Source organism: Kribbella sp. NPDC055071, assembly GCF_053608045.1.
Genome location: NZ_JBSGUS010000002.1, coordinates 121,339 through 140,304, shown reverse-complemented (window position 1 = coordinate 140,304; position 18,966 = coordinate 121,339). Strand labels below are relative to the sequence as shown.

The window sequence follows — 18,966 nt, the reverse complement described above, 5'->3', positions numbered from 1 at the left end:
CTGCGCCACTCCTCGCTGAGCGGTAGAAGAAAGTATTACGGCTTCGTCAGGTCTCCGTAGGCGTCCGGGCGGCGGTCGCGGTAGAACTGCCAGCGGTCGCGGACCGTGTCGAGCAGGTTGAGGTCCAGGTCGCGGACGATCAGCTCCGGGTCGTGGTCGTGGCCGACGTCGCCGACGAACTTCCCCTCCGGGTCGACGAAGTACGACGTACCGTAGAAGTCGTTGTCGCCGAAGTCGGACTCGATGCCGACCCGGTTGATCGCGCCGATGAAGTACTCGTTCGCCACGGCCGAGGCCGGCTGTTCGAGCTTCCAGAGGTACGCCGACAACCCCCGGCTGGTCGCGGACGGGTTGAACACGATCTTCGCCCCGGCCAGGCCGAGCGCGCGCCACCCCTCGGGGAAGTGCCGGTCGTAGCAGATGTAGACGCCGATGCGGCCGACCGCGGTGTCGAAGACCGGGTAGCCGAGGTTCCCGGGGCGGAAGTAGAACTTCTCCCAGAAGCCCTGCACCTGCGGAATGTGGTTCTTCCGGTACTTGCCCAGGTACTTGCCGTCGGCATCGATGACCGCTGCGGTGTTGTACAGCACGCCCGGCTGCTCCTGCTCGTACACCGGGAGCACTATCACCATCCCGAGCTCCTTGGCGAGCGCGGCGAACCGCTCGACGGTCGGTCCCGGCACGGCTTCGGCATACTCGTAGAACTTCGGATCCTGCAGCTGGCAGAAGTACGGCCCGTAGAACAGCTCCTGGAAGCACAGCACCCGCACCCCAGCCGCTGCCGCCTGCCGCGCATACTCCTCGTGCGCCTTGATCATCGACTCTTTGTCGCCGGTCCACGACGTCTGCACCAAGCCGGCCCGAACAACCTCCGCCACCGATACCTCCCCAATAGCCGAGCCCCCATGCTCCATCCGCTCCCCCACACCCGTCAACGAATGCGGACGACCGACGGGTCAGATCGTGATGGTGCGGGGTTCCGCCGCGGCGACCCGACCGCCGACGGTCGCGTGGCCAGGCGGTTGCCAGGCGGTGTAGAGGTGAGAGCCTGCGCCTTGGACGATGTGGAGGTCGCGGCCCAGGCGAGCGGTGAGCTGGGTGACGGCTGACCCGGTGGCCTCATCTTCCTCGACACCCATCGCGGGCGCGAAGGCTCGAGCGCGGATGATCCCCGCGGCCTCGTCCTGCCAGGACCAGAGATAGGTGTGGTCCGCCGAGTACGACGCGGGCTCGGCGGCAAGGACGTCTGCCGGGGTGTCCAGCTCAAGCCACTCGAAGCTGCTACCCCACGTGGTGTCGGCCCGGACCGAGAAGAGATCGCCTGAGACTGTGACGGGGATCCGACCGGCCGGGACGTTCAATGCCTCGACCGGATGGCCTTGAGCGTGCAGCCACCAGGCGGCGCCGACGGTGGGGTGGCCCGCGAAGGGCATCTCGCCGGTGGCCGAATAGATACGGAGCGTGCCCGTGGCCGGGTCGTCGACGTACACGGTCTCGCTGTAGCCGAGGGCGGCGGCGACGCGCAGGCGGTCGGCGGGCGGGACCAGGCGGCCGTCGACGATGCCGAGGGGGTTGCCGAACCGGCCGTCGGGGTCGGTGAAGACCCGAACGACCTCGACGGGAAGGACTGTCAACGCGTCAGAAGACGAGGATCGCGGCGATGACCGCGATGAGGACCACAGCAGCGCCGACGACGGCGAGGGTGCGACCGTTGAGCTTCGGTTCGACGGCGGGCCCGGTCTGGCCCTCGTTGACGAAGGCGCGGAACATCTGGGTGTTCGCGCCTGGGTCCTGCTCGTTCTCCACGTTCGGGGGGACGTTCTGGTCAGCCATGGGCCAGACCCTACCCGCCTGGCCGCTCAAGCCCGAACAGGCCTGATGTACCATTTGGTACATGCGCTTCGATCATTCCAGCACGATCCAGGCCGCACCCGAGCGGGTGTGGCAGCTGTTCAGCGACGTCGAGCGGTGGCCCGAGTGGACTCCGACCGTCGAGTCCGTCGAGCGTCTCGACGCGGGTCCTCTCCATATCGGCGCCCGGACCCGCATCCGGCAGCCGAAGCTCCCGGTGGCGATCTGGGAGGTGACGGAGCTCAAGGACGGCGAGTTCTTCGAGTGGGTCTCGAAGGCGCCGGGGATCAAGACGACGGGTCAGCACCGCGTGGTCAGTACGCCGGAAGGCACGGTCGCGACCGCGACGATCATCCAGGAGGGCCCGTTCGGCTGGCTCTTCGGGAAGCTGTACGCCGGTCTGACCAGGCGCTACATCGCCACCGAGACCGAGAAGCTGAAGCAGCTCAGTGAGTCGTGAGGTCCTGCTGGCCGATGCCGTTCAGCACTTCGCCAAGAACGGCATCGGCGACGCGAGCCTGCGCGCCATCGCCACCTCGATCGGTACCAGCCATCGGATGCTCATCTACCACTTCGGCTCCCGCGAGGGTTTGCTCGCCGAGGTGGTCCGCACGGTCGAACAGCAGCAGCGCGACCTGCTCGCCACGCTCACCGACTCCGACCTGCCGATCGCCGCGCAGTCCGAGGAGTTCTGGCGACGCGTCACTGAGGCGACGCTGATCTACGGCCCACTGTTCTTCGAGTTGAGCGCTCACGCGATGCAAGGCCTGCCGCACACCGAGGCCCTCAAAGCCGACCTGATCACCGTGTGGCTCCCACCGCTCATCGACTTGTGCGTCCGTGCGGGCATTCCGTACGACGAAGCACCGGCGTACGCGCGGTTGGGTCTGGCGGCCTCGCGCGGACTCCTCTTCGACCTGCTCCTCACCGGCGACCGTCAAGGCGTCGACGAGGCGTCCGCACTGCTCAACCGGCTCTTCACGCTCCCGGCTCAGTAGGCGTCTGCACCCAGCCGGCAACGATCGGCAGGCGGGCCTCCCGCTGTACGGCGGCGAAGGCGAACGGTCGGTCCAGCGAGACCTCGAGCCGACGGGACTGGCGGGTCTGCATCGACGTACGCATCAGGGCCATGGCCGTGACCGCCGCAGCCTCGAACCCGGTCGCGAAGAACCGCGCGAGCACCTTCTGCTTGGCCTGCCCGATCGCGAGCGGCGCCGGGCTGATCGCGCTGAAGTGGCCGCGCTCGCCCGGATCTGTCGTCACCGCGCTCAGCCCGAACAGGTCACGCAACGCCAGCAGATCATGCTCGGCCTCGACCGCGAACGCGGGCAGTGTCAGCTTCACATCTGGAGTGGACGACGTGCTCAGCACGAGCTTCACCCCGGGCGAGGCCTCCCAGCCGGGCTCGCCCTGATCGATCAGGCGGCTCCCAGGCACACCATCGGCCGGCCGGGCGGACACATCCAGGAGTGCGCCCAGGACGTCAGCCTGCGCGACCTGCGATGGTCCGATCCCGAGCAGCACGTCCACGTCGGCATCACCGGCGACCGTCACGACAGTGAGCCACCCGGCTCCGGCATGCTCGTACCGGCGTACGGCGTCGAGGTCCTTGTCCACCCGCTCGAGCCAATGCCACGAGCCCACCCACGGGCCGTCCGGGACGCGCTTGACCTGTTCGGTGAACGGACGGACCCATGTCGTGCGCAGCGACAGCGCCGACGCGAGAACGAGCATGACATCAGGCGTGAGCTGGAGCGGCATTTCGCGAATGAGGTTCTGGGTGTGCTCGGCCGCCCACGCGTCCAGCTTCGGCTTGTCGACGTCTGAGCGGCCGGTGAGCATACCGACGAGCGGTGCCGGCATCACGCTGTCGAACGTCTCGGCGAGCTTCAGGTGCTCGTTCACCCACACGCCGAGCGCCGCGTGCAGGTCGGACGAGCCCTCGATCGCCTGGACCAACGCGAGGGCGTCTTGGGATCCCGCTGCCGCGTCGATTCCCGCGGCCCGGGCCAGCTCGGCACGGCCTGGTTCGTCGGCCGCCGTCGCGAGGGTCGCCAGCAGAGGCCACAACCCCAGCCCGGACATCAGGGTGTTACCTGCTGGGAGCTCACGAGCCCAGCGGCTAGTCAGGTCGTTGACTGCACGCACCACGTCGGCATCCATAAATCCAGCCTGCCACAGGCGAGAAATACAGGTTGGTGGTGGTTTTCATTTCCAGGAACTTTCTGCCAGGATGCCGGTCATGTCCACGACGCCAGAACTGGTGAAGGAGAAGACGGAGCCTGCCGGGTCCTCGATCGCCTTCACCGCGACGCTGGTGCTGCTCGTGGGGCTGGCGTTGTTCGGGCGGCGGCTGTTCAACGGGTTCTTCACCGACGACGGCGTCCGGACCTGGGCGACGATGTTCGTGGGCGTGACCGTGCAGGCGCTCCCGTTCCTGGTCCTCGGCGTGCTGCTGTCGGCCGCGCTGACCGCGTTCGTCCCGGCGTCATTCTTCGCGAAGGCGCTCCCCAAGCATCCGGCCCTCGCCGTACCGGTCGCCAGTGCGTCCGGCGTCATCCTGCCCGGCTGTGAATGCGCGTCGGTACCGGTCTCGGCCGCGTTGATGAATCGTGGCGTGACACCTGCCGCCGCGATCGCGTTCCTGCTGTCCGCGCCGGCGATCAATCCCGTCGTACTCGCGTCGACGGCAGTGGCGTTTCCCGGTCAGCCCAAGGTGGTGATCGCCCGCGCGGTGACCTCGCTGGGTGTCTCGATGATCCTCGGCTGGCTGTGGTTGTTGACCGGTAAGGGCGGTTCCTGGCTGAAGCTGCCGAAGAACCGGCACGCCGAGGACGCCGGCAAGTTCGACGTGTTCCGCTCGGCGATGCTGCACGACTTCCTGCACGCCGGTGGGTTCCTCGTCGTCGGCGCCGCGGCCGCGGCCACTCTGAACGTCGTGGTCCCGCGCACGTGGCTCGACCACGTCGCGGGGAACCTCCTGCTGTCCGTGGTCATCCTCGGGCTCCTCGCCGTGCTGCTGGCGATCTGTTCGGAGGCGGACGCGTTCGTGGCGGCCAGCCTGTCGCAGTTCTCGTTGACCGCGCGGCTCGCGTTCATGGTGGTCGGGCCGATCGTGGACGTGAAGCTGATCGCGTTGCAGACCGGGACGTTCGGCCCGAAGTTCGCCGTCCGGTTCGCGCCGGCCACGTTCGTGGTCGCCGTACTGGCCAGCCTCGTCGTCGGGTGGTGGTTGTTGTGAGGCGGAACGTCGCCGGCCTGGTGATGGTGTTCGTCGGCGCCGCGGTGGTTCAGCTCGCGACGTCGGGCACCTACCTGCGCTACGTCAAACCCGGTATGCGCTGGATGTTGTTCGCGGCCGGCCTGATCCTGATCGCGCTCGCGGTCGCCGACGTACTCGCCGATACCCGCAAGAAGCCGCCTGCGGACGACGGACATGGGCACGGTCACCTGCTGCCTCGCGCAGCCTGGTTGCTGCTGATCCCGATCTTCGCGCTGCTGGTCGTCGACCCGCCGGCTCTCGGCGCGGACGCGGCCCAACGGCAGTCCCCGGTTGCGTCCAAACCCGTTGCGCCCAAGGACAACGGCTGGCTCGCACAGCAGGGCGACGCGCCGGTCGCGTTGGCCGTCCGGGACTATTCGGTCTGGGCGGTGTGGGAGAAGGAGAGCATGAAGGGCCGCGCGTTCCAGTTGACCGGCTTCGTGACTCCGGCCAAGGACGGCACGTGGTACCTGACCCGCATCGGGCTCACCTGCTGCGTCGCCGACGGTACGGCGTTCATGGTCGAGGCTCGTGGTCAGGCCGCCCCGCCGAAGAACCAGTGGGTCACCGTGACCGGCCAGTGGGCCGAGCCGACCAAACGCGTCGACGGCGACGTCGCCGCCCTCACCATCGAGACCGTCACGCCGGTCGCCGCGCCCGTCAATCCGTACGAGTGACTCACACATCTCGGCGCGCCAACGTTCCATCGGTATGAAGCGCACTGTCGAGCCCAAGGTCCTGTACTTCGGTACGCCGGTTGTCCTGATCAGCTCCCTCAACCCCGACGGCACCACGAACCTCGCCCCGATGTCGTCCGCGTGGTGGCTCGGGTACTCCGCGATGCTCGGAATGGGCAAGAGCGCCCAAACGGTGAAGAACTTCGCCGAGCGGCCGGAGGCCATCCTCAACCTCGTCGACCCGGCCATGGTCGCCGCCCTCGACCGGATCGCCTTGCTCACGGGGTCCGAGGAAATGTCCGACCGCAAACGCGCCCGCGGTTACCGGTACGAGCCGGACAAGTTCGCCGCCGGCGGTCTGACCCGTGAGCCGAGTGACGTGCCCGGCTTGGACGCCGTCGAGGAGAGCCCGATCACTCTCGAGGGTCGGATCGTCAACACTCATGACGTCGGTGGACCCGACGGGGATATGTGTGCGTTCGAGCTGACGGTCGAGCGCGTCCGCGTTCGTGAGGACCTGTTGATGAGCAATGATCGCTACATCGATCCCCTGCGCTGGGATCCCTTGATCATGAAGTTCACCGAGTACTTCGCCAACGGCTCACCCGTGTACGCGTCCTCGTTGGCGCGGGGCTGGGACATGCCGCCCATGCCGTTGGTGTCCGAGCGCTGACGGCGCCGGACGACCGTGCACGCCATCCCGCCGATCACCAGCACGGCCGCGATGCCCTGCTGCAGCCCGATCGTCTCGCCGCGCACCGCCCAGGCGGTGGCCATCGCGACCACCGGCACGAGGAGTGAGAACGGCGCCACCGTGCTCGCGTCGTACTGGCGCAGCAGGTAGCCCCACGAGCCGAAGCCGAACAGGGTCGCGGCGAAGGCGAGGTAAGCGATCGAACCGATGCCCGAGAGCTGGATCCCGCGTAATGCGTCCACCCCAGCTCTCGGGCCTTCGGTTGCCAAGGACAACAACATCAGCGGTACGACGGCGATCGCGCTGACCCAGACCATGAACCGGAGCGTGTCCGGCGGCTTCGCATACCGCGTGATGGTGTTGGAGACGCCCCAGAACGCACCGGCTGCGATCACCAGCGCGAGTGCGCCGAGCGGCGCGGACAGGCCGTTGTCCAGCAGGATCAGCACCATCCCGACGCAGGCGATCAGGCAGCCGGCGACTTGGGTACGGCGGGGACGTTCGCGCAGGATGAGGATCGCGAACAGCAGCGTGAAGATCACCTGGCACTGCAGCACCAGCGACGCCAGGCCGGCCGGGACACCGGACTTCATCGCGATGAACAGCAGGCCGAACTTCGCCACACCGAGCGCGAGGCCGACGCCGATCACATACCGCCAGGCGACGCGCGGCTTGCCGAGCAGGAAGATCGCGGGCACGGCGGCGAAGAAGAACCGCAGCGCGGAGAAGAACAGCGGCGGGAAGTCTTCCAGGCCGACGTCGATCACGACGAAGTTCACGCCCCAGACGATGACGACACCGAGCGCGAGCAACAGGTCACGGGGTTTCATACGGTCCAGTCTCGGCGGGACTACACTTAAGGACCAGCACTGGTTTCTACCGTCTTCGATGTAGGAGTGCTACATGATGGATCTCGGTCGACTCCGGGCCTTGCAGGCGGTCGCGCAGTACGGATCGGTGAATCGCGCCGCCGAGGTGCTCGGGTACACGCCGTCGGCGGTGTCGCAGCAGCTGGCCAAGCTGGAGCGCGAGACACACACGACACTGATCGAGCGGCAGGGCCGCGGGATCGTGCTGACCGACGCGGCCCGGCAGCTGGCGGCGACGGCCGCGCGCATTCTCGAGCTGGTCGAGGACGCCGAGCTGACCCTGGAGGAGCAACGGGGACAGGCGATCGGGACCTTGACGATCGCGGCCTTCCCGACCGCCGCCCGGGGACTCTTGCCAAAGGCACTCGGTCGACTGATCGACGGCAACCCCGGCCTGGACGTCCACCTGATCGAGACCGATCCGTTCGAAGCCGTTGCCGCAGTCAACCGTGGCGAGATCCACGTGGCCGTCGTGCACGACTGGCACAACGCGCCACTCAGCCTGCCGGAGGAGCTGTCCAGCGTGAAGCTCGGTTCGGACCCGGCCGACGTACTGGTCCCGGCGACGCATCGCCTGGCCGGTAAGGAGTTCGTCCGCGCGGAGGACCTGGTCGGCGAGCGCTGGATCTGCCAGCCGACCGGCTCGATCTGCTACGAGTGGCTGATGCGGACGATGCGCCGCGCCGGAGTCGAGCCGCAAGTCGCCTATTCGGTCGCCGAGTATCAAACCCAACTGGCCATGCTGGCCAACGGGATCGGGATCGGCCTGCTCCCCCGCCTCGGCCGCGGCCCGATCCCGGCCGGCGTGGTCGTCGTACCGCTGCAGCCCGCTCCGAGCCGCCGCCTGTACGCCGTGTGGCGGACGACGACTTCCCGTCGGCCGGCGATCTCGGTCACCCTGAAGACCCTGAAGGCCGCCTGGCCCGACCGCGACACCGCTTGATCGGAAGTAAAGGCCCTTAGCCCGGATCCACCGATGAGTTTGGTGGTATGAGCGTGCCGTAGTGCGAGAATGCCCTTGCGTGGCGGGAGAATCGGGCTTGTCTAGGGTCCGAAGTCCTCGCTCACGAAGGGCATCTCGTAGGTGCAACTGTCTCACATGTTTCCGGCGGCGTCGGTGGATGTCGCGTTCGATGATCCGAAGGGGCGGGTGGAGTTGCTGCCGGGCGCGGACGAGGTGGTGTTCGTGGACAGGGACTCGACTCACCGGCAGGTGCATGGCTACGCCAAGCAGGGCGCAAAGGTGGGCCGGTTGAAGGGCAAGAAGACCCTGCACCCGCTGATCGCGACCATGTGGACCCCGATCGCGCGGCCGGTGGTGGCGGCGGCCCGGCTCCGCAAGGGCAAGGCCGCCGACGTGCGTGGGGCGGCCCGGTTCCTGGCCGAAGCCCTGACCACGGTCCGGGCGATCGCCCCGGACGCGCGGGTCGTGGTGCGCGCCGACAGCAAGTTCTACACCGCCGGCGTGGCCGCGGCCGCGGCCCGCTACGGCGCGTCGGTATCGCTGACCACCGGCTCCAACCCGAGCGTGGACGCCGCGATCGCGACGATCGGCGACACCGGCTGGACACCGATCCACTACCCGGACGCGTTTGTCGATACCGAAACCGGTGAGCTGGTCTCCGACGCCGAGGTCGCCGAGATCTCCTACACCGCGTTCACGTCACGGCCGAACAACCAGCAGGTCCACGGCCGGTTGATCGTGCGCCGGGTCATACGGCTCAGCCCGGCCGCCACCACAGGCCAAGACGAACTGTTCGGCAGTTGGCGTCACCACGCGGTGTTCGTGACCAGCAGCATCCAGACCCTGCAAGCCTAAACCCAGCACCGCGGCCACGCGGCCGCCTCCGACGCCCACCCGGCAGGCCACCCTCTTCCCGGGGTCACCGGTTATAGGGCACGCCGCTCCGACGACAACCCTTCGCAGGCCGCCGGACCGGGGAGGGCCCCACCAGTTCCCGCCATCACCTTCTGAACGTTCCGCGCCCCATACGCCGAGGAGTCCCTCACGGCTGCACTCCAGGCTCTCCACCGCTTCCATGGCCTTCACCCTGATTTCGGGGGCTCGGCACTCCCTGCGCCCACCCTCTCAGGCAGACCCATAACGACGCCGCAGGCTTCGCTTCATACTACGGACCGCTCAATCGCTCCCCCCTTTGAAGGGCTTCTGACGCTGGGCTTCGACACCGGACGTTTCCCTCCGACACCGCCAGCCTGCTACCGGGCCTCCTGGCAGCTACCCGGACCGGACTCACACCCGCAGGCGACAACGAGCTTGTCAACAACAAATCACCAACCCACGATGACCTCCTGTCTGCTGGTCGCACGAAACGTCGAGGTTAGGGCCGGAACGTCGACCAGGTCTTGCCCTTCGAGCCACGGCAGACCTGCATCTGTGGGGATGACGCAGGGACTCCAGCCACGCTCTCGGGCGGCGTGCACGCCCCCCAGGCGTCAGGCGAGCGGAGCATCACAGACGACGATGTAGCGGGTGCGGTCGGTCACGCGCGAACTCCTGCACGGGTGGCGATAGCGGTCAAGCGGGGTTTCCGGGATTTCTTGAGGAGTTCGCGGACCAGTTCGCGAACGATGGTGTGGTAGCGGATCGACTCGGGAGAGCCGCGTTCTGCCTGCTGTAGGTGGAAGATCGCCCCCATGTCGTTCTTGGCTTGGGTTAGGGCCCTAGCGAGGCCGAGACGCAGGCGAGAACGTCGACCCTGAGACAGGCCGGCATGACTTCGGTGTCGACTCCGGTAGCGGCCCGGAGGACGCCGGGTGGATCGCCGAACTCAGCCGCGACTGAGGCTCGGTGGATCCGAACGTTGGTCGGGCCGAATCCTGTCCACCAGTGGTTGCCGTCGTGCGCCAAGAGGTCCGCGAGCCGTGCCGCCTCGGCCAATCGCTCGCTGGACGCCGTGCGGTCGGAACGGCCCGCGGCAATTACTGACGAGATGAGCCATAGAGAACCGGCCAGGCGAGACGGCATCCGGCGCATCCGAGCCAGCAAGAGCCATGAGCCCTTCTGCCGACCGCACGGCAACACGTTCGGCGTCGTCGGTTCGCTACTGCGTAGCAGCGCGATGACGACCTGATATGTGGCCATGCCCTGTGGCAGGCTTCGACTCGGCCACTAGAGCGGCGTGGGTTGCGCGGCCAGCAGCCAGCCAGCCGAGCTGATGCTCGCCAACCTTCGTCAGGAGCTTCGCGGCTGTGGTGCAGGCCGAGCAGCGCGCCAGGTGCGTCTCGCGTCCGCCACGGCCCTGCTAGCCGTCGTATGCGTCGGCGGCCTGGACGAGGTCCGGCAGGCATCGCCGTCGCCTGGTGGTATCTCGCCTGCCTGGTGCGCCTGGCTGAGCAGCACAGCACCGTTCCGGAGCTGCGGAAGAGGCCGCGGGTTCGTGGGGTCGCCGAGTGGGTGCTGATGACGCCCTCTTGGCGCCTGGCCCGGGCGTAGAGAACCATTGATTGCCTCAAATCAACATCCGGCCAAGCATCACCGCAGGTCAGTACCCCTGCACACCAAGCCGAATCACAAGCGAATGACCCGAAGTCAGCCATGACCAGCACAAAACGCGAGCACGACCTCGAACTCGGTCAAGTGGCACGAGTCACGTGCTTTCGCCCTAGAACTGCGAATTCAGGCCAGCATGAGCGAGACGCACGCCTGGCAGAAGAAGGCGAGTCGGAAGAAGGATTCGCGGCGTCTTACTCAAGGGCCCGATTGCCCGTCTTACAACGATGACGAGCCCATCGCGCCGTAGGTGAAGGGCTCCTGGGAGTCTTTTAGCGCGGTGGACGTCGTGAGCCGGGCGACTCCGTCGGTCGCCAACGGCGCCTGTGCCCAGCCTGTGTTCACCTATCGCGCCGCTGACTTGCGCTATTCGCGCGGATCGTGCCATCAGCGTAAACGCACCGACCACGCGGCGAACACCCGCTCGCTACCTGTGCAGGAGATCGCGTGCGCTGTAGACGCTGCGACATAGCCCCCGCCCAGGACCACAACCTCACCCAGATTGGCAACCACCTGTCCGGTGGCATCGGCCAACATTATTGATCCGTTGCGCCCAGCCACTGAAAAACCTGGGGGCCAAGCCACATCGACGCGGCGCCCAGCCTTCTGGACAACCAAACAATTTGCAGCTTCGTCGAGCACAAGTAATCCCTCAAGCCGCGCCGCCAACCGCTTCGCAGGACGCTCCTGCACAGTAAGTAGAGGCAGTTTGAGTTCATCACCCATCGTCGGACTCCATCAGCCATTACGAAACGAGAATCGATGCCCCTACTTTACCACTAATAAAGGTAACTGGCATAAATTCGGTGCCGTCATTTTCACCTGGAGGACCGAAACCGATCATCTGCCCGTGGGCAATAACCTGACCGTCCGTGGACCTGGTCGTCAGCATTGGCGCACCGGAATCACCATCACTACCGATTGCGGTGTTCATGAGGACGTACTTCAAACCATCGCCGGGGTCTTTATAGGCGGGATTCTTCACTGACGAGACCAGCAAGCCCGACCTCGCCCCACTTAAGGCTACCTGGTCGCCGACCGCCCAGTTGTTATCGACGCCTACGACCGCGCGCCGGGCGTTCGTTGTCTGGTCTCCCACATAAACATAAGGCCCAAAGTCTAGATTTGCCGCACCCATCAACATGGTATCGCTCGCCGGGCTCGTGATTTCAATAGATCCATAGTACCTCCCACCATGCCACCACCTGAAGTCGTCTTGATCAACCTCCCAGCAATGATGAGCCGTGCTGCCAAAGGTTATATTTGTCTGCCATTGTCGCCAGTTGAAGCCTGCAGTGCAGTCCGGATTGAAATATCGCAATACGGTGCCATCATAAGGTTCGCGGAACTGGTCTTGACTCAGCCAGATACCCCCACTCCATCTGCAAGTCGTACAAGTGTACGGCGGCCCCCAGTCGTCGATACGACATGGCGTGGAGTCACAGTTACCGGGAGCCATGGCACGGTGCGGCAACGTGCCAGATTTCCGAACTAGACGTCGGGCCTGTATGCCTCCAGGTGCCTCCTGGTAGGTCTCGATACTGATCCGATCGTCTTTCAGGGCACGTACCTGGTCGGTCCAAGCCTGCAGTTTATTCTCAGGAACCACGAGCACGACCCGGTTCTTTTGCGGATCCCAACCTCCGCCGACCCCGGTGCGCGCGTCCGTCGCAGTTGAGTACACGGTCAGACCTGGAGCCCATTGTTCCACCGTCGAAAATAGCCGGGTGGCGAGTTGCTCAAGTTCGGCCCGCGAATATTTGGCTGACCGGAATTCGACCTCGAACCCTTTGCGATCAAGTCTTTAGCATTTGCTAAGACTGATGTCTTTCGCGCCTGCATGGCAGTTGATTTTTCGTTCACATCGCCGACGAGCCTTACGACGACCTTCTTGCTGGTAGCGTCCCACTCCAAGCCGCCGTCCGCTACTGGCCCAGTCGATAACAGGGCAGAGAGCGCATCAATCTGCACCTGGTCGTCCGCACTGCCGGTGATATCGAGTGGTTGCTGCACGCCGGGAGAGGTCGCCGTTTCCGGCTGCTGTTGGGCCTGAGCGCCAGGCGCCATGGGCGGCAGCGAACTAACAGCCACCTGCGCCTCACGACCGCTGCCGCCCGCGCCGACCCCCGAGGCACTGGCTGCAGACGCGCACGTTATGCAGAGTACGAGTGCAAGAACAGCGACTTCCTTCTTCGCGTCACGCATGCTGACCACATCCCTCCGTTGGACTCAGTATTGTCGGTGACAGGCTGATCACCGCACCGAACGGGCATCAGCTATATCGCCAGCAGTGTTCTGCTCGTTACCGGAATTGCAGCAACCTGCAGGTTCTCGCCGAACCGTTGACACCAGAAACGAATTGTGATGCCCCGAAGTACGCAGCGGCGTGGTTCCCAGAATCCCTCGGTCGGTCGGGGTCCCAGTCTGAGAGCTCTGACCACGTCAGCAAATTCAGCAGTCAGCACCTCGCCGGGGTACCGCTCCTGCAGTGTGTGCGCGAGCTCGCCGCCTAGCCTCGATCTTTCATGGGGTTCTGGCGTGTCGTTGGGGTTGCTGTTTTGGGTGGTCGGGGGCTGTTGGTGGGTTGGGTTGGGCCCGGCTGTCGCGTCGGGTGGGCGGGTTCCGGGTCCTTGGTTGTAGGGATTGGTGCTGTGGTCAGGTGGGTGGCCAGGGGGCGGGGCGGAGTCGTTGGAATGCTGTGGTGAGTTGGTGTGCCCAGGGCCAGTCGGTGTCGAGTCTGAGGTGTCAGCCGCGGGCGGTGCGGACGAGGATGGCTGCGGTGTGGAGGATCTGGTAACGGTAGGTGGCTGGTTCGGTGCGGGCCAGGCGGTCGGTGAAGCAGAGTGTTTGGGTCCAGGTGAGGAGGTCGGCTGCGGTCAGCGCGAGTTCGAGCCAGCAGGCGTTGTTGGTGTAGGCGTGGAAGGGCAGGTTACGCAGTCCGGTGTCTTTGCCGGTGCGGATGCGGTCTTCGACGCGGGCGTGGCCGCGGTGTTCTTGTTCGAGGTCGGCCAGTTGGCTGCCGGTGTTGTGGGGTGTGTCGGTGAGGAACGCGGTGAATCGGTGCCCGTCGATGTCGGTGAACCTCAACTGGGCGCCGGGGTGGGGGCGTTCGCGGCGGACGATGACGCGGGAACCGGCCGGCCAGTTGCCCAGGTTGAGTAGCCCGGTGAGTTCGTCGACCCAGCCGCCCCTGCGGGGTTGGCCGTCGGCGTTGTAGGCCGGTTGCCAGGCGTGTTCGGGGGTGGCCAGGATCGCTTGTTGGAGGTTGTCGTCGATCGTGAAGCCGAGTGAGTATCCGATCCCGGCGTCGCGGAGCGCGGCAGCGAACGCGTGGGTGGCGCCGGCGGAATCGGCACTGGCCATGACCTTGGGCCCGTCGGGGCTGCCTGGTCTGGGGCGGGCCTGGGGCGGTAGTGCGGCGATGGCCATGGTCAGCACGGTGACGTGGTCTACTGCCGGCGTTGCCCTGGCGCAGCAGCCCGGCCAGCCCTTCTCCACCGGACACATCGGGGCGGTCGAGATAACACAACAACGGGTGGAAGCCATACCCTCTCTTCCAGTTGGGTGCGGCGTTCTCTTTGTCCGAGTGCGCGGTCAGCAGGGTCGCGTCGAAATGCAGCCACAACTGTTTGGTCAGGTCCGGGCCGGGTCGACTTTGTCGATCACCCGCCACGCGGTCGGGTCGGAAGCGACCAGCCCGAACAGCCGCGGCTGGTCCCGCAGCGTCCGCAGGTGCCGTAACGCGTCACCGCCGTCAGCGATCGTGACCGCGACATCAACCAGCACCTGGCCCGGCGCGTGCAGCGGCGGCAACCGGTAAGTGTCGATCAGCGCCTCGGTCCAGCCCTGCACCAGCCCGGTCGAGGCTGCCAGTTCCCGCAACAACGCGGCCCCGGCATGCGACACGATCCCCTTACCATCAGCCGACACCCTGAACCGCGCCTTGGACTTGCTAACCTTCACTTGAGAGTGCCTTCCTGACCGGGATCCTTGAGTCTTCGCAAACCCAATTTTCCCTTACAGACAAGGCACTCTCGCCTTTCACCTCACGTGTCGCACCAATTTCCGCGAAACGCCGAGGCTAGGAGCTTGAAGCTCGGCACGGACCGCCTGCGAGTCCGGTTGATAGCGGCCATCGCCCGCCCGACAGCAGACTCCAGGTCACCTTGCCGGCTGCGACAAGAGCGAGTGCGAGCATTGCCTGGGTGACCCTCATAGGGAATCCGCCAGGTCCGTCCTGGTGCTCTCTGACAACGATCTCGCCTTACTCCTTGGTTCGGTTGTTGTCAACGCTCAAAACGGTAGGTGTCCATCTCGTAGAAGTCGAGCTTCTTAGGGTCGATCTTGAAGTGATTCTCGGGCCGGTCCGGGTACGGCAGGCTGTCCAGGAAGCTGCGGCCGGACTCAAGCAATCTGGGCAAGTCGTCCGCGCCCATGGCCGCTCGGGCCTTGGCTTCCTGCCCGATGAGCTGAACGTGGACCGAGGTGCCTTTCGTCATCTGCTGACGGCTTGTGTAGACGAGATGACGTCTCTGTAGCGCTTCTCTGTCATGTCTGTCATGGCGAACCACGCTGACATCTCGTGTGCCCAGGCGGCCTGCTCAGAATTGCCTGACTCGGTCGCGATCTGTAGTGCCGCTCTACGCGTGAACTCGACCGACGACTTCAAGCCCATGTTCCATTCGACACAGCCGACCAGGAGAGCCAGCCAACCCGTGGCGGTCATCAGATCGGAGTGAGTCTTGATGCCGACCGGGCTGCGCAGCAGGGTGCCTAGATGCTCAATCCAGCCCTGAGCTTCCATGCGTAACTCTGAGGCGTCTCGGTAGGAGTACTGGCAGCAAATCTCAGTGACCGCTGCGTGCAAGCCCTCCAGCACGATTGGCGACATGTCGGCCACCGCCAGGCGCTGCATCAGCTCGGCGGTCTCGTACGGCCTGTTAGAGATCTTCAGAGACGCGTCGTTGCGGGCAGAGACAACCAGGTCGCCGCCGGCTCTCAGAGCGCGTCGTCACAGGCCTTGGCCAGCTCGTCAGAGACGACCTTTCGACCGTTCTCGACGTTGCTCAGGTGGCTGCGGCTGTAGTGGGTTGCTCGTGCCAGCTCACCCAAGGACCAGCCCCGGCGGCCTCGGTACTCGCGGAGTCGATCCGAGAAACCCACGCGACAAGTGTCATCCGCTACCTGTATTCCCGCGACAGAAGCAGCCGGCGGCCGGACTGGCTCAATCAGCTCTACAACCCCGCGATTGATGGACGGCCCCTCGGGCTCGAACTACCGCAAGATCGAATTCGGCCGACGCAAAACCCCGCAAACAGGATCCGCCCATCTTCTAAGAACGCAAGAGCCGCACAGACCAAGCATGCGATCTCGGCTGCGAAGCAGGCATCTCCATGGGCAAAACCTATCGACGCATCCGCAACACCGACCAGCTCGTCTGCCTCGCTTGCTGGGCCACGAGGTGGCCAACCACCCCTTAGCCTCGATCCACCTATGGTTGGGGTGAGTTTGGCTGGGTGGGTGTGCCGTATCGCGAGAATGCCCTTGCGTGCTGGGAGATTGGGACTTGCGACAGTTCCGTAGCTCTCAACCCGGAAGGGCATCCCTGAGGTGCAACTCTGTCATAAGCCGCGGTCGATCGTGGCGAAGTTCGACGATCCGAATCTGGTGTCGTCGGCCGGGCTGGTGCCGGCGATGGCGCTGGCGGAGTTGGTCGGCCTGCGTGACCTTGCCGATGAGCGATTGAGCGTGCCGACCGACAAGGGCGCGAACGCAGGGCTGAAGGTGGCCTCGCTGGTTGCGGGGATGACGGCCGGCGCCGACTCGATCGACGACATGACGGTCTTGCGGCACGACGGCATGGGCCGGATGTTCGGCCACGCCTACGCACCGTCGACGCTGGGGTCGTTCCTGCGCAGCTTTACTTTCGGCCATGTCCGCCAGCTCGACCCGGTCGCGTCGCGATTCCTGACCGGGCTGGCCGGCAAGACACCGCTGGTCGGTGGCGCGGCCGGGGCCGCAGGTGTTGCTGATGGCGAGTTCGTGCTGGTCGATGTCGATGTCGATGTCGATGACACGATCGTCGAGGTGCACGGCTATGCCAAGCAGGGCGCGGGGCTCGGGTACTCCGGGGTGCGTGGGCTGAACGCGCTGCTGGCCACCGTCACCACCTCACATAGCGCGCCGGTGATCGTGGCGCAGCGGCTGCGGAAGGGATCGGTCGACTCGCCGCGCGGCGCCAAACGCCTGGTCACCGACGCATTGAAGACCGTGCGCGGACTGCCGAGTGTGTCGTCTGGCAGGCTGCTGGTGCGGGCCGACTCGGCGTTCTACGGACGCGGCCTGGTGCTGGCCGCGGCCCGCGCCGGCGCCGATGTCTCGGTCACCGTCCGCCTCGACAAGCGGATCAAGGCCACGATCGCGGCCATCGCCGACGGCGCGGATGTATGGACTCCGATCGAGTACACCGACGCGATCTTCGACGAGCAGACCGGTCAATGGGTCTCCCGCGCCGAGGTCGCCGAAATCCCGTTCAACCGCGTTCGCCTCCCGAGCCAAGAAAGAGCGAGTACCTGGCCGGCTCGTGGTCCGCCGGATCCCCGACCTCAACCCCGGCAAGAACGCCGAGAAGAACACCTCCGGACAGGGCACCTTGTTCGACGTCTGGCGGTTCCACGCCTTCTTCACCACCGTCGACCCCGAAGTGCTCGACACCGTGGCCGCGGACAAGACCCACCGCGGTCACGCGGTCATCGAACAAGTCAACGCCGACCTGAAGAACTCCGCGCTCGCGCACCTGCCCTCCGGGGTGTTCGCCGCGAACGCCGCCTGGCTCGTACTGGCCGTGATGGCGTTCAACCTCACCCGCGCCGCTGCCACCCTCGCCGGCGGCGAGCTGACCAAAGCAACCACCGCCACCATCCGGCGCAAACTGATCAACATCGCCGCCCGGATCGCATCATCCGCCCACAAGATCACCCTCCACCTGCCACTCGACTGGCCCTGGCAACACCACTGGACATCGCTGTTCGACAAGCTCTGCGGCCACCAAGCACCGCCACACCCTGACAACCACGCCGAACCACGGCACAACCGGAGACCCAAAGCGGAACACCCCCAAGCAGCGAGGCTGGACACCCAACCACGCCACAAACAACCCAGCAGCAAGCCGGCCCGAAATCAGCGGCCCACGCCAGGCCGATCGGTGGATCGAGGCTTAGGCGCCCTGGCATCCCGGTCGGCTGACCGGCGAGGAGACGAGGACCCGGAGCTTGGCTTCGGTGTCCTCGTCGACGGCCGTGTAGACGGTCGCCCGTAGCGGTCCGAGCTGCGAGAGCCACAGGTTGATCGGCTCGATCCGCAGGATCCCCATCCCCTCGATCTCGAGCATCTTGGTCCGGGTGCTCGGCGCGGCCACGTCGTACCGCTGCCAGAGCTCGGCGAAGTACGGCGAACTGCTCAGCAGGCCCTGGATCAGCTCCTGCCACATCACGTCGCCGAGGTGGTCGGCCGACGCGGCCCGGAACGCGGCCACCATGTGGTGCTTGGTGGCTTCGGCGTCGATGAAGCTGCATTTCCACGCGGTGGAGACGAAGTTCAGCCAGAGCATGTTCCGCTCGTCGACCGGGATCCGGTTCAGGTCGATGACGACCTTGCTGTAGGCCTCGTTGAAGGCGAGGATGTCGTACCGCTCGTTCAGCACCAGCGCCGGGTACGGCGAGACCGCGTCGAGCGTCTTCTGGACCGTCGGCGGCAACGCCGTACACGCGCCGAGCGTGGGACCGAATCGCAGCCCGGCCAGCCGGAACAGATGACTGCGCTCCTGCCGGTCGAAGGCCAGCGCGGACGCGATCGCATCCAGCACCTGGGCCGACACGTTGATGTCGCGGCCCTGCTCGAGCCACGTGTACCAGGTGACTCCGACCCCGGCGAGCAGCGCTACCTCCTCGCGCCGCAGCCCCGGCGTACGCCGCCGTCCGCCCGGGGCGAACCCCACCTCGTCCGGCCGGATCCGCTCCCGCCGGCTGCGGAGGAACACGCCCAACTCCCGCCGCTGTGCCGCCCCATCGATTCTGTCGGTGGTGGCTGGGAGGGTTGTCATG

At 65.9% G+C, this 18,966-nt stretch carries 19 protein-coding genes and 3 pseudogenes; 8 read left to right on the top strand and 14 right to left on the bottom strand.

All coding sequences use genetic code 11. From position 1 onward, the window contains the following. Positions 1-35: 35 nt before the first annotated feature. The 3 genes from ACWF4Z_RS04040 to ACWF4Z_RS04030 form a co-directional block, all read right to left on the bottom strand. Entirely contained in the window at positions 36-878 is an 843-nt protein-coding gene (locus ACWF4Z_RS04040) for a nitrilase-related carbon-nitrogen hydrolase (RefSeq protein ID WP_452241443.1), read from the bottom strand. 78 nt (positions 879-956) lie between these two features. Beyond that, positions 957-1,634 carry a PhzF family phenazine biosynthesis protein gene (locus tag ACWF4Z_RS04035; RefSeq protein WP_452241442.1) on the bottom strand — a complete coding sequence of 226 codons (678 nt, stop codon included), beginning with the start codon at positions 1,632-1,634 and terminating at the stop codon, positions 957-959. A 4-nt stretch (positions 1,635-1,638) separates the two neighbouring features. Next, complete coding sequence (locus ACWF4Z_RS04030; RefSeq protein ID WP_452241441.1) at positions 1,639-1,833, bottom strand: hypothetical protein; 195 nt, start codon at positions 1,831-1,833, stop codon at positions 1,639-1,641. 61 nt (positions 1,834-1,894) lie between these two features. Between ACWF4Z_RS04030 and ACWF4Z_RS04025 the strand changes: the two genes are divergently transcribed. Further along, a complete protein-coding gene (locus ACWF4Z_RS04025) occupies positions 1,895-2,311 on the top strand; it encodes an SRPBCC family protein (RefSeq protein ID WP_452241440.1) in 417 nt (138 codons plus the stop codon). After that, entirely contained in the window at positions 2,301-2,849 is a 549-nt protein-coding gene (locus tag ACWF4Z_RS04020) for a TetR/AcrR family transcriptional regulator (protein WP_452241439.1), read from the top strand. Before ACWF4Z_RS04025 ends, ACWF4Z_RS04020 begins: the two co-directional genes overlap by 11 nt. On the opposite strand, the gene ACWF4Z_RS04015 is transcribed toward ACWF4Z_RS04020, so the two are convergent. After that, positions 2,830-4,014, bottom strand: a complete 1,185-nt coding sequence (locus tag ACWF4Z_RS04015) for a serpin family protein (protein ID WP_452241438.1) — start codon at positions 4,012-4,014, stop codon at positions 2,830-2,832. The two genes, ACWF4Z_RS04020 and ACWF4Z_RS04015, sit on opposite strands and share 20 nt — an antisense overlap. 79 nt (positions 4,015-4,093) lie before the next feature. Here ACWF4Z_RS04015 and ACWF4Z_RS04010 point away from each other — a divergent pair, with 79 nt between their 5' ends. The 3 genes and pseudogenes from ACWF4Z_RS04010 to ACWF4Z_RS04000 form a co-directional block, all read left to right on the top strand. Next, complete coding sequence (locus ACWF4Z_RS04010) at positions 4,094-5,092, top strand: permease (protein WP_452241437.1); 999 nt, start codon at positions 4,094-4,096, stop codon at positions 5,090-5,092. Further along, positions 5,089-5,790 carry a TIGR03943 family putative permease subunit gene (locus ACWF4Z_RS04005; RefSeq protein ID WP_452241436.1) on the top strand — a complete coding sequence of 234 codons (702 nt, stop codon included), beginning with the start codon at positions 5,089-5,091 and terminating at the stop codon, positions 5,788-5,790. The genes ACWF4Z_RS04010 and ACWF4Z_RS04005 overlap by 4 nt, the downstream gene beginning before the upstream one ends. A gap of 34 nt (positions 5,791-5,824) precedes the next feature. Next, positions 5,825-6,271: pseudogene (locus tag ACWF4Z_RS04000) on the top strand (flavin reductase family protein); the annotation flags it as partial. 56 nt (positions 6,272-6,327) lie between these two features. Here the strand turns inward: ACWF4Z_RS04000 and ACWF4Z_RS03995 are convergent. Then, the gene (locus ACWF4Z_RS03995) at positions 6,328-7,314 is read right to left on the bottom strand and encodes an EamA family transporter (protein ID WP_452241435.1); all 987 of its coding nucleotides are present in this window, start codon (positions 7,312-7,314) and stop codon (positions 6,328-6,330) included. Positions 7,315-7,387: 73 nt separating this feature from the next. Between ACWF4Z_RS03995 and ACWF4Z_RS03990 the strand changes: the two genes are divergently transcribed. Together ACWF4Z_RS03990 and ACWF4Z_RS03985 are read left to right on the top strand one after the other, a co-directional pair. Then, the gene (locus ACWF4Z_RS03990; protein WP_452241434.1) at positions 7,388-8,296 is read left to right on the top strand and encodes a LysR family transcriptional regulator; all 909 of its coding nucleotides are present in this window, start codon (positions 7,388-7,390) and stop codon (positions 8,294-8,296) included. A gap of 141 nt (positions 8,297-8,437) precedes the next feature. Then, positions 8,438-9,172 carry a transposase gene (locus ACWF4Z_RS03985; protein ID WP_452241433.1) on the top strand — a complete coding sequence of 245 codons (735 nt, stop codon included), beginning with the start codon at positions 8,438-8,440 and terminating at the stop codon, positions 9,170-9,172. Between the two features lie 855 nt (positions 9,173-10,027). On the opposite strand, the gene ACWF4Z_RS03980 is transcribed toward ACWF4Z_RS03985, so the two are convergent. The 8 genes and pseudogenes from ACWF4Z_RS03980 to ACWF4Z_RS03945 form a co-directional block, all read right to left on the bottom strand. After that, positions 10,028-10,456: a hypothetical protein gene (locus ACWF4Z_RS03980; RefSeq protein WP_452241432.1), complete on the bottom strand. Its 429-nt coding sequence runs from the start codon at positions 10,454-10,456 to the stop codon at positions 10,028-10,030. A 795-nt stretch (positions 10,457-11,251) separates the two neighbouring features. Continuing rightward, positions 11,252-11,590: a hypothetical protein gene (locus ACWF4Z_RS03975; protein WP_452241431.1), complete on the bottom strand. Its 339-nt coding sequence runs from the start codon at positions 11,588-11,590 to the stop codon at positions 11,252-11,254. Positions 11,591-11,609: 19 nt separating this feature from the next. Further along, entirely contained in the window at positions 11,610-12,548 is a 939-nt protein-coding gene (locus ACWF4Z_RS03970) for a hypothetical protein (RefSeq protein ID WP_452241430.1), read from the bottom strand. A 2-nt stretch (positions 12,549-12,550) separates the two neighbouring features. Continuing rightward, positions 12,551-13,069, bottom strand: a complete 519-nt coding sequence (locus tag ACWF4Z_RS03965) for a hypothetical protein (protein WP_452241429.1) — start codon at positions 13,067-13,069, stop codon at positions 12,551-12,553. Positions 13,070-13,519: 450 nt separating this feature from the next. Continuing rightward, positions 13,520-14,827, bottom strand: a pseudogene (locus ACWF4Z_RS03960) (IS1380 family transposase). Positions 14,828-15,150: 323 nt separating this feature from the next. Beyond that, positions 15,151-15,363, bottom strand: coding sequence for a hypothetical protein (locus ACWF4Z_RS03955; protein WP_452241428.1), 213 nt, complete (start codon positions 15,361-15,363; stop codon positions 15,151-15,153). Next, complete coding sequence (locus ACWF4Z_RS03950) at positions 15,360-15,779, bottom strand: hypothetical protein (protein WP_452241427.1); 420 nt, start codon at positions 15,777-15,779, stop codon at positions 15,360-15,362. The genes ACWF4Z_RS03955 and ACWF4Z_RS03950 overlap by 4 nt, the downstream gene beginning before the upstream one ends. Before the next feature lie 83 nt (positions 15,780-15,862). Further along, a complete protein-coding gene (locus ACWF4Z_RS03945) occupies positions 15,863-16,027 on the bottom strand; it encodes a helix-turn-helix domain-containing protein (RefSeq protein WP_452241426.1) in 165 nt (54 codons plus the stop codon). A gap of 447 nt (positions 16,028-16,474) precedes the next feature. On the opposite strand from ACWF4Z_RS03945, the pseudogene ACWF4Z_RS03940 reads away from it, so the two are divergent. Further along, positions 16,475-17,921, top strand: a pseudogene (locus tag ACWF4Z_RS03940) (IS1380 family transposase); the annotation flags it as partial. A gap of 159 nt (positions 17,922-18,080) precedes the next feature. Here ACWF4Z_RS03940 and ACWF4Z_RS03935 read toward each other — a convergent pair. Further along, the gene (locus tag ACWF4Z_RS03935; RefSeq protein WP_452241425.1) at positions 18,081-18,965 is read right to left on the bottom strand and encodes a helix-turn-helix transcriptional regulator; all 885 of its coding nucleotides are present in this window, start codon (positions 18,963-18,965) and stop codon (positions 18,081-18,083) included. Between the last annotated feature and the right edge of the window lies 1 nt (position 18,966).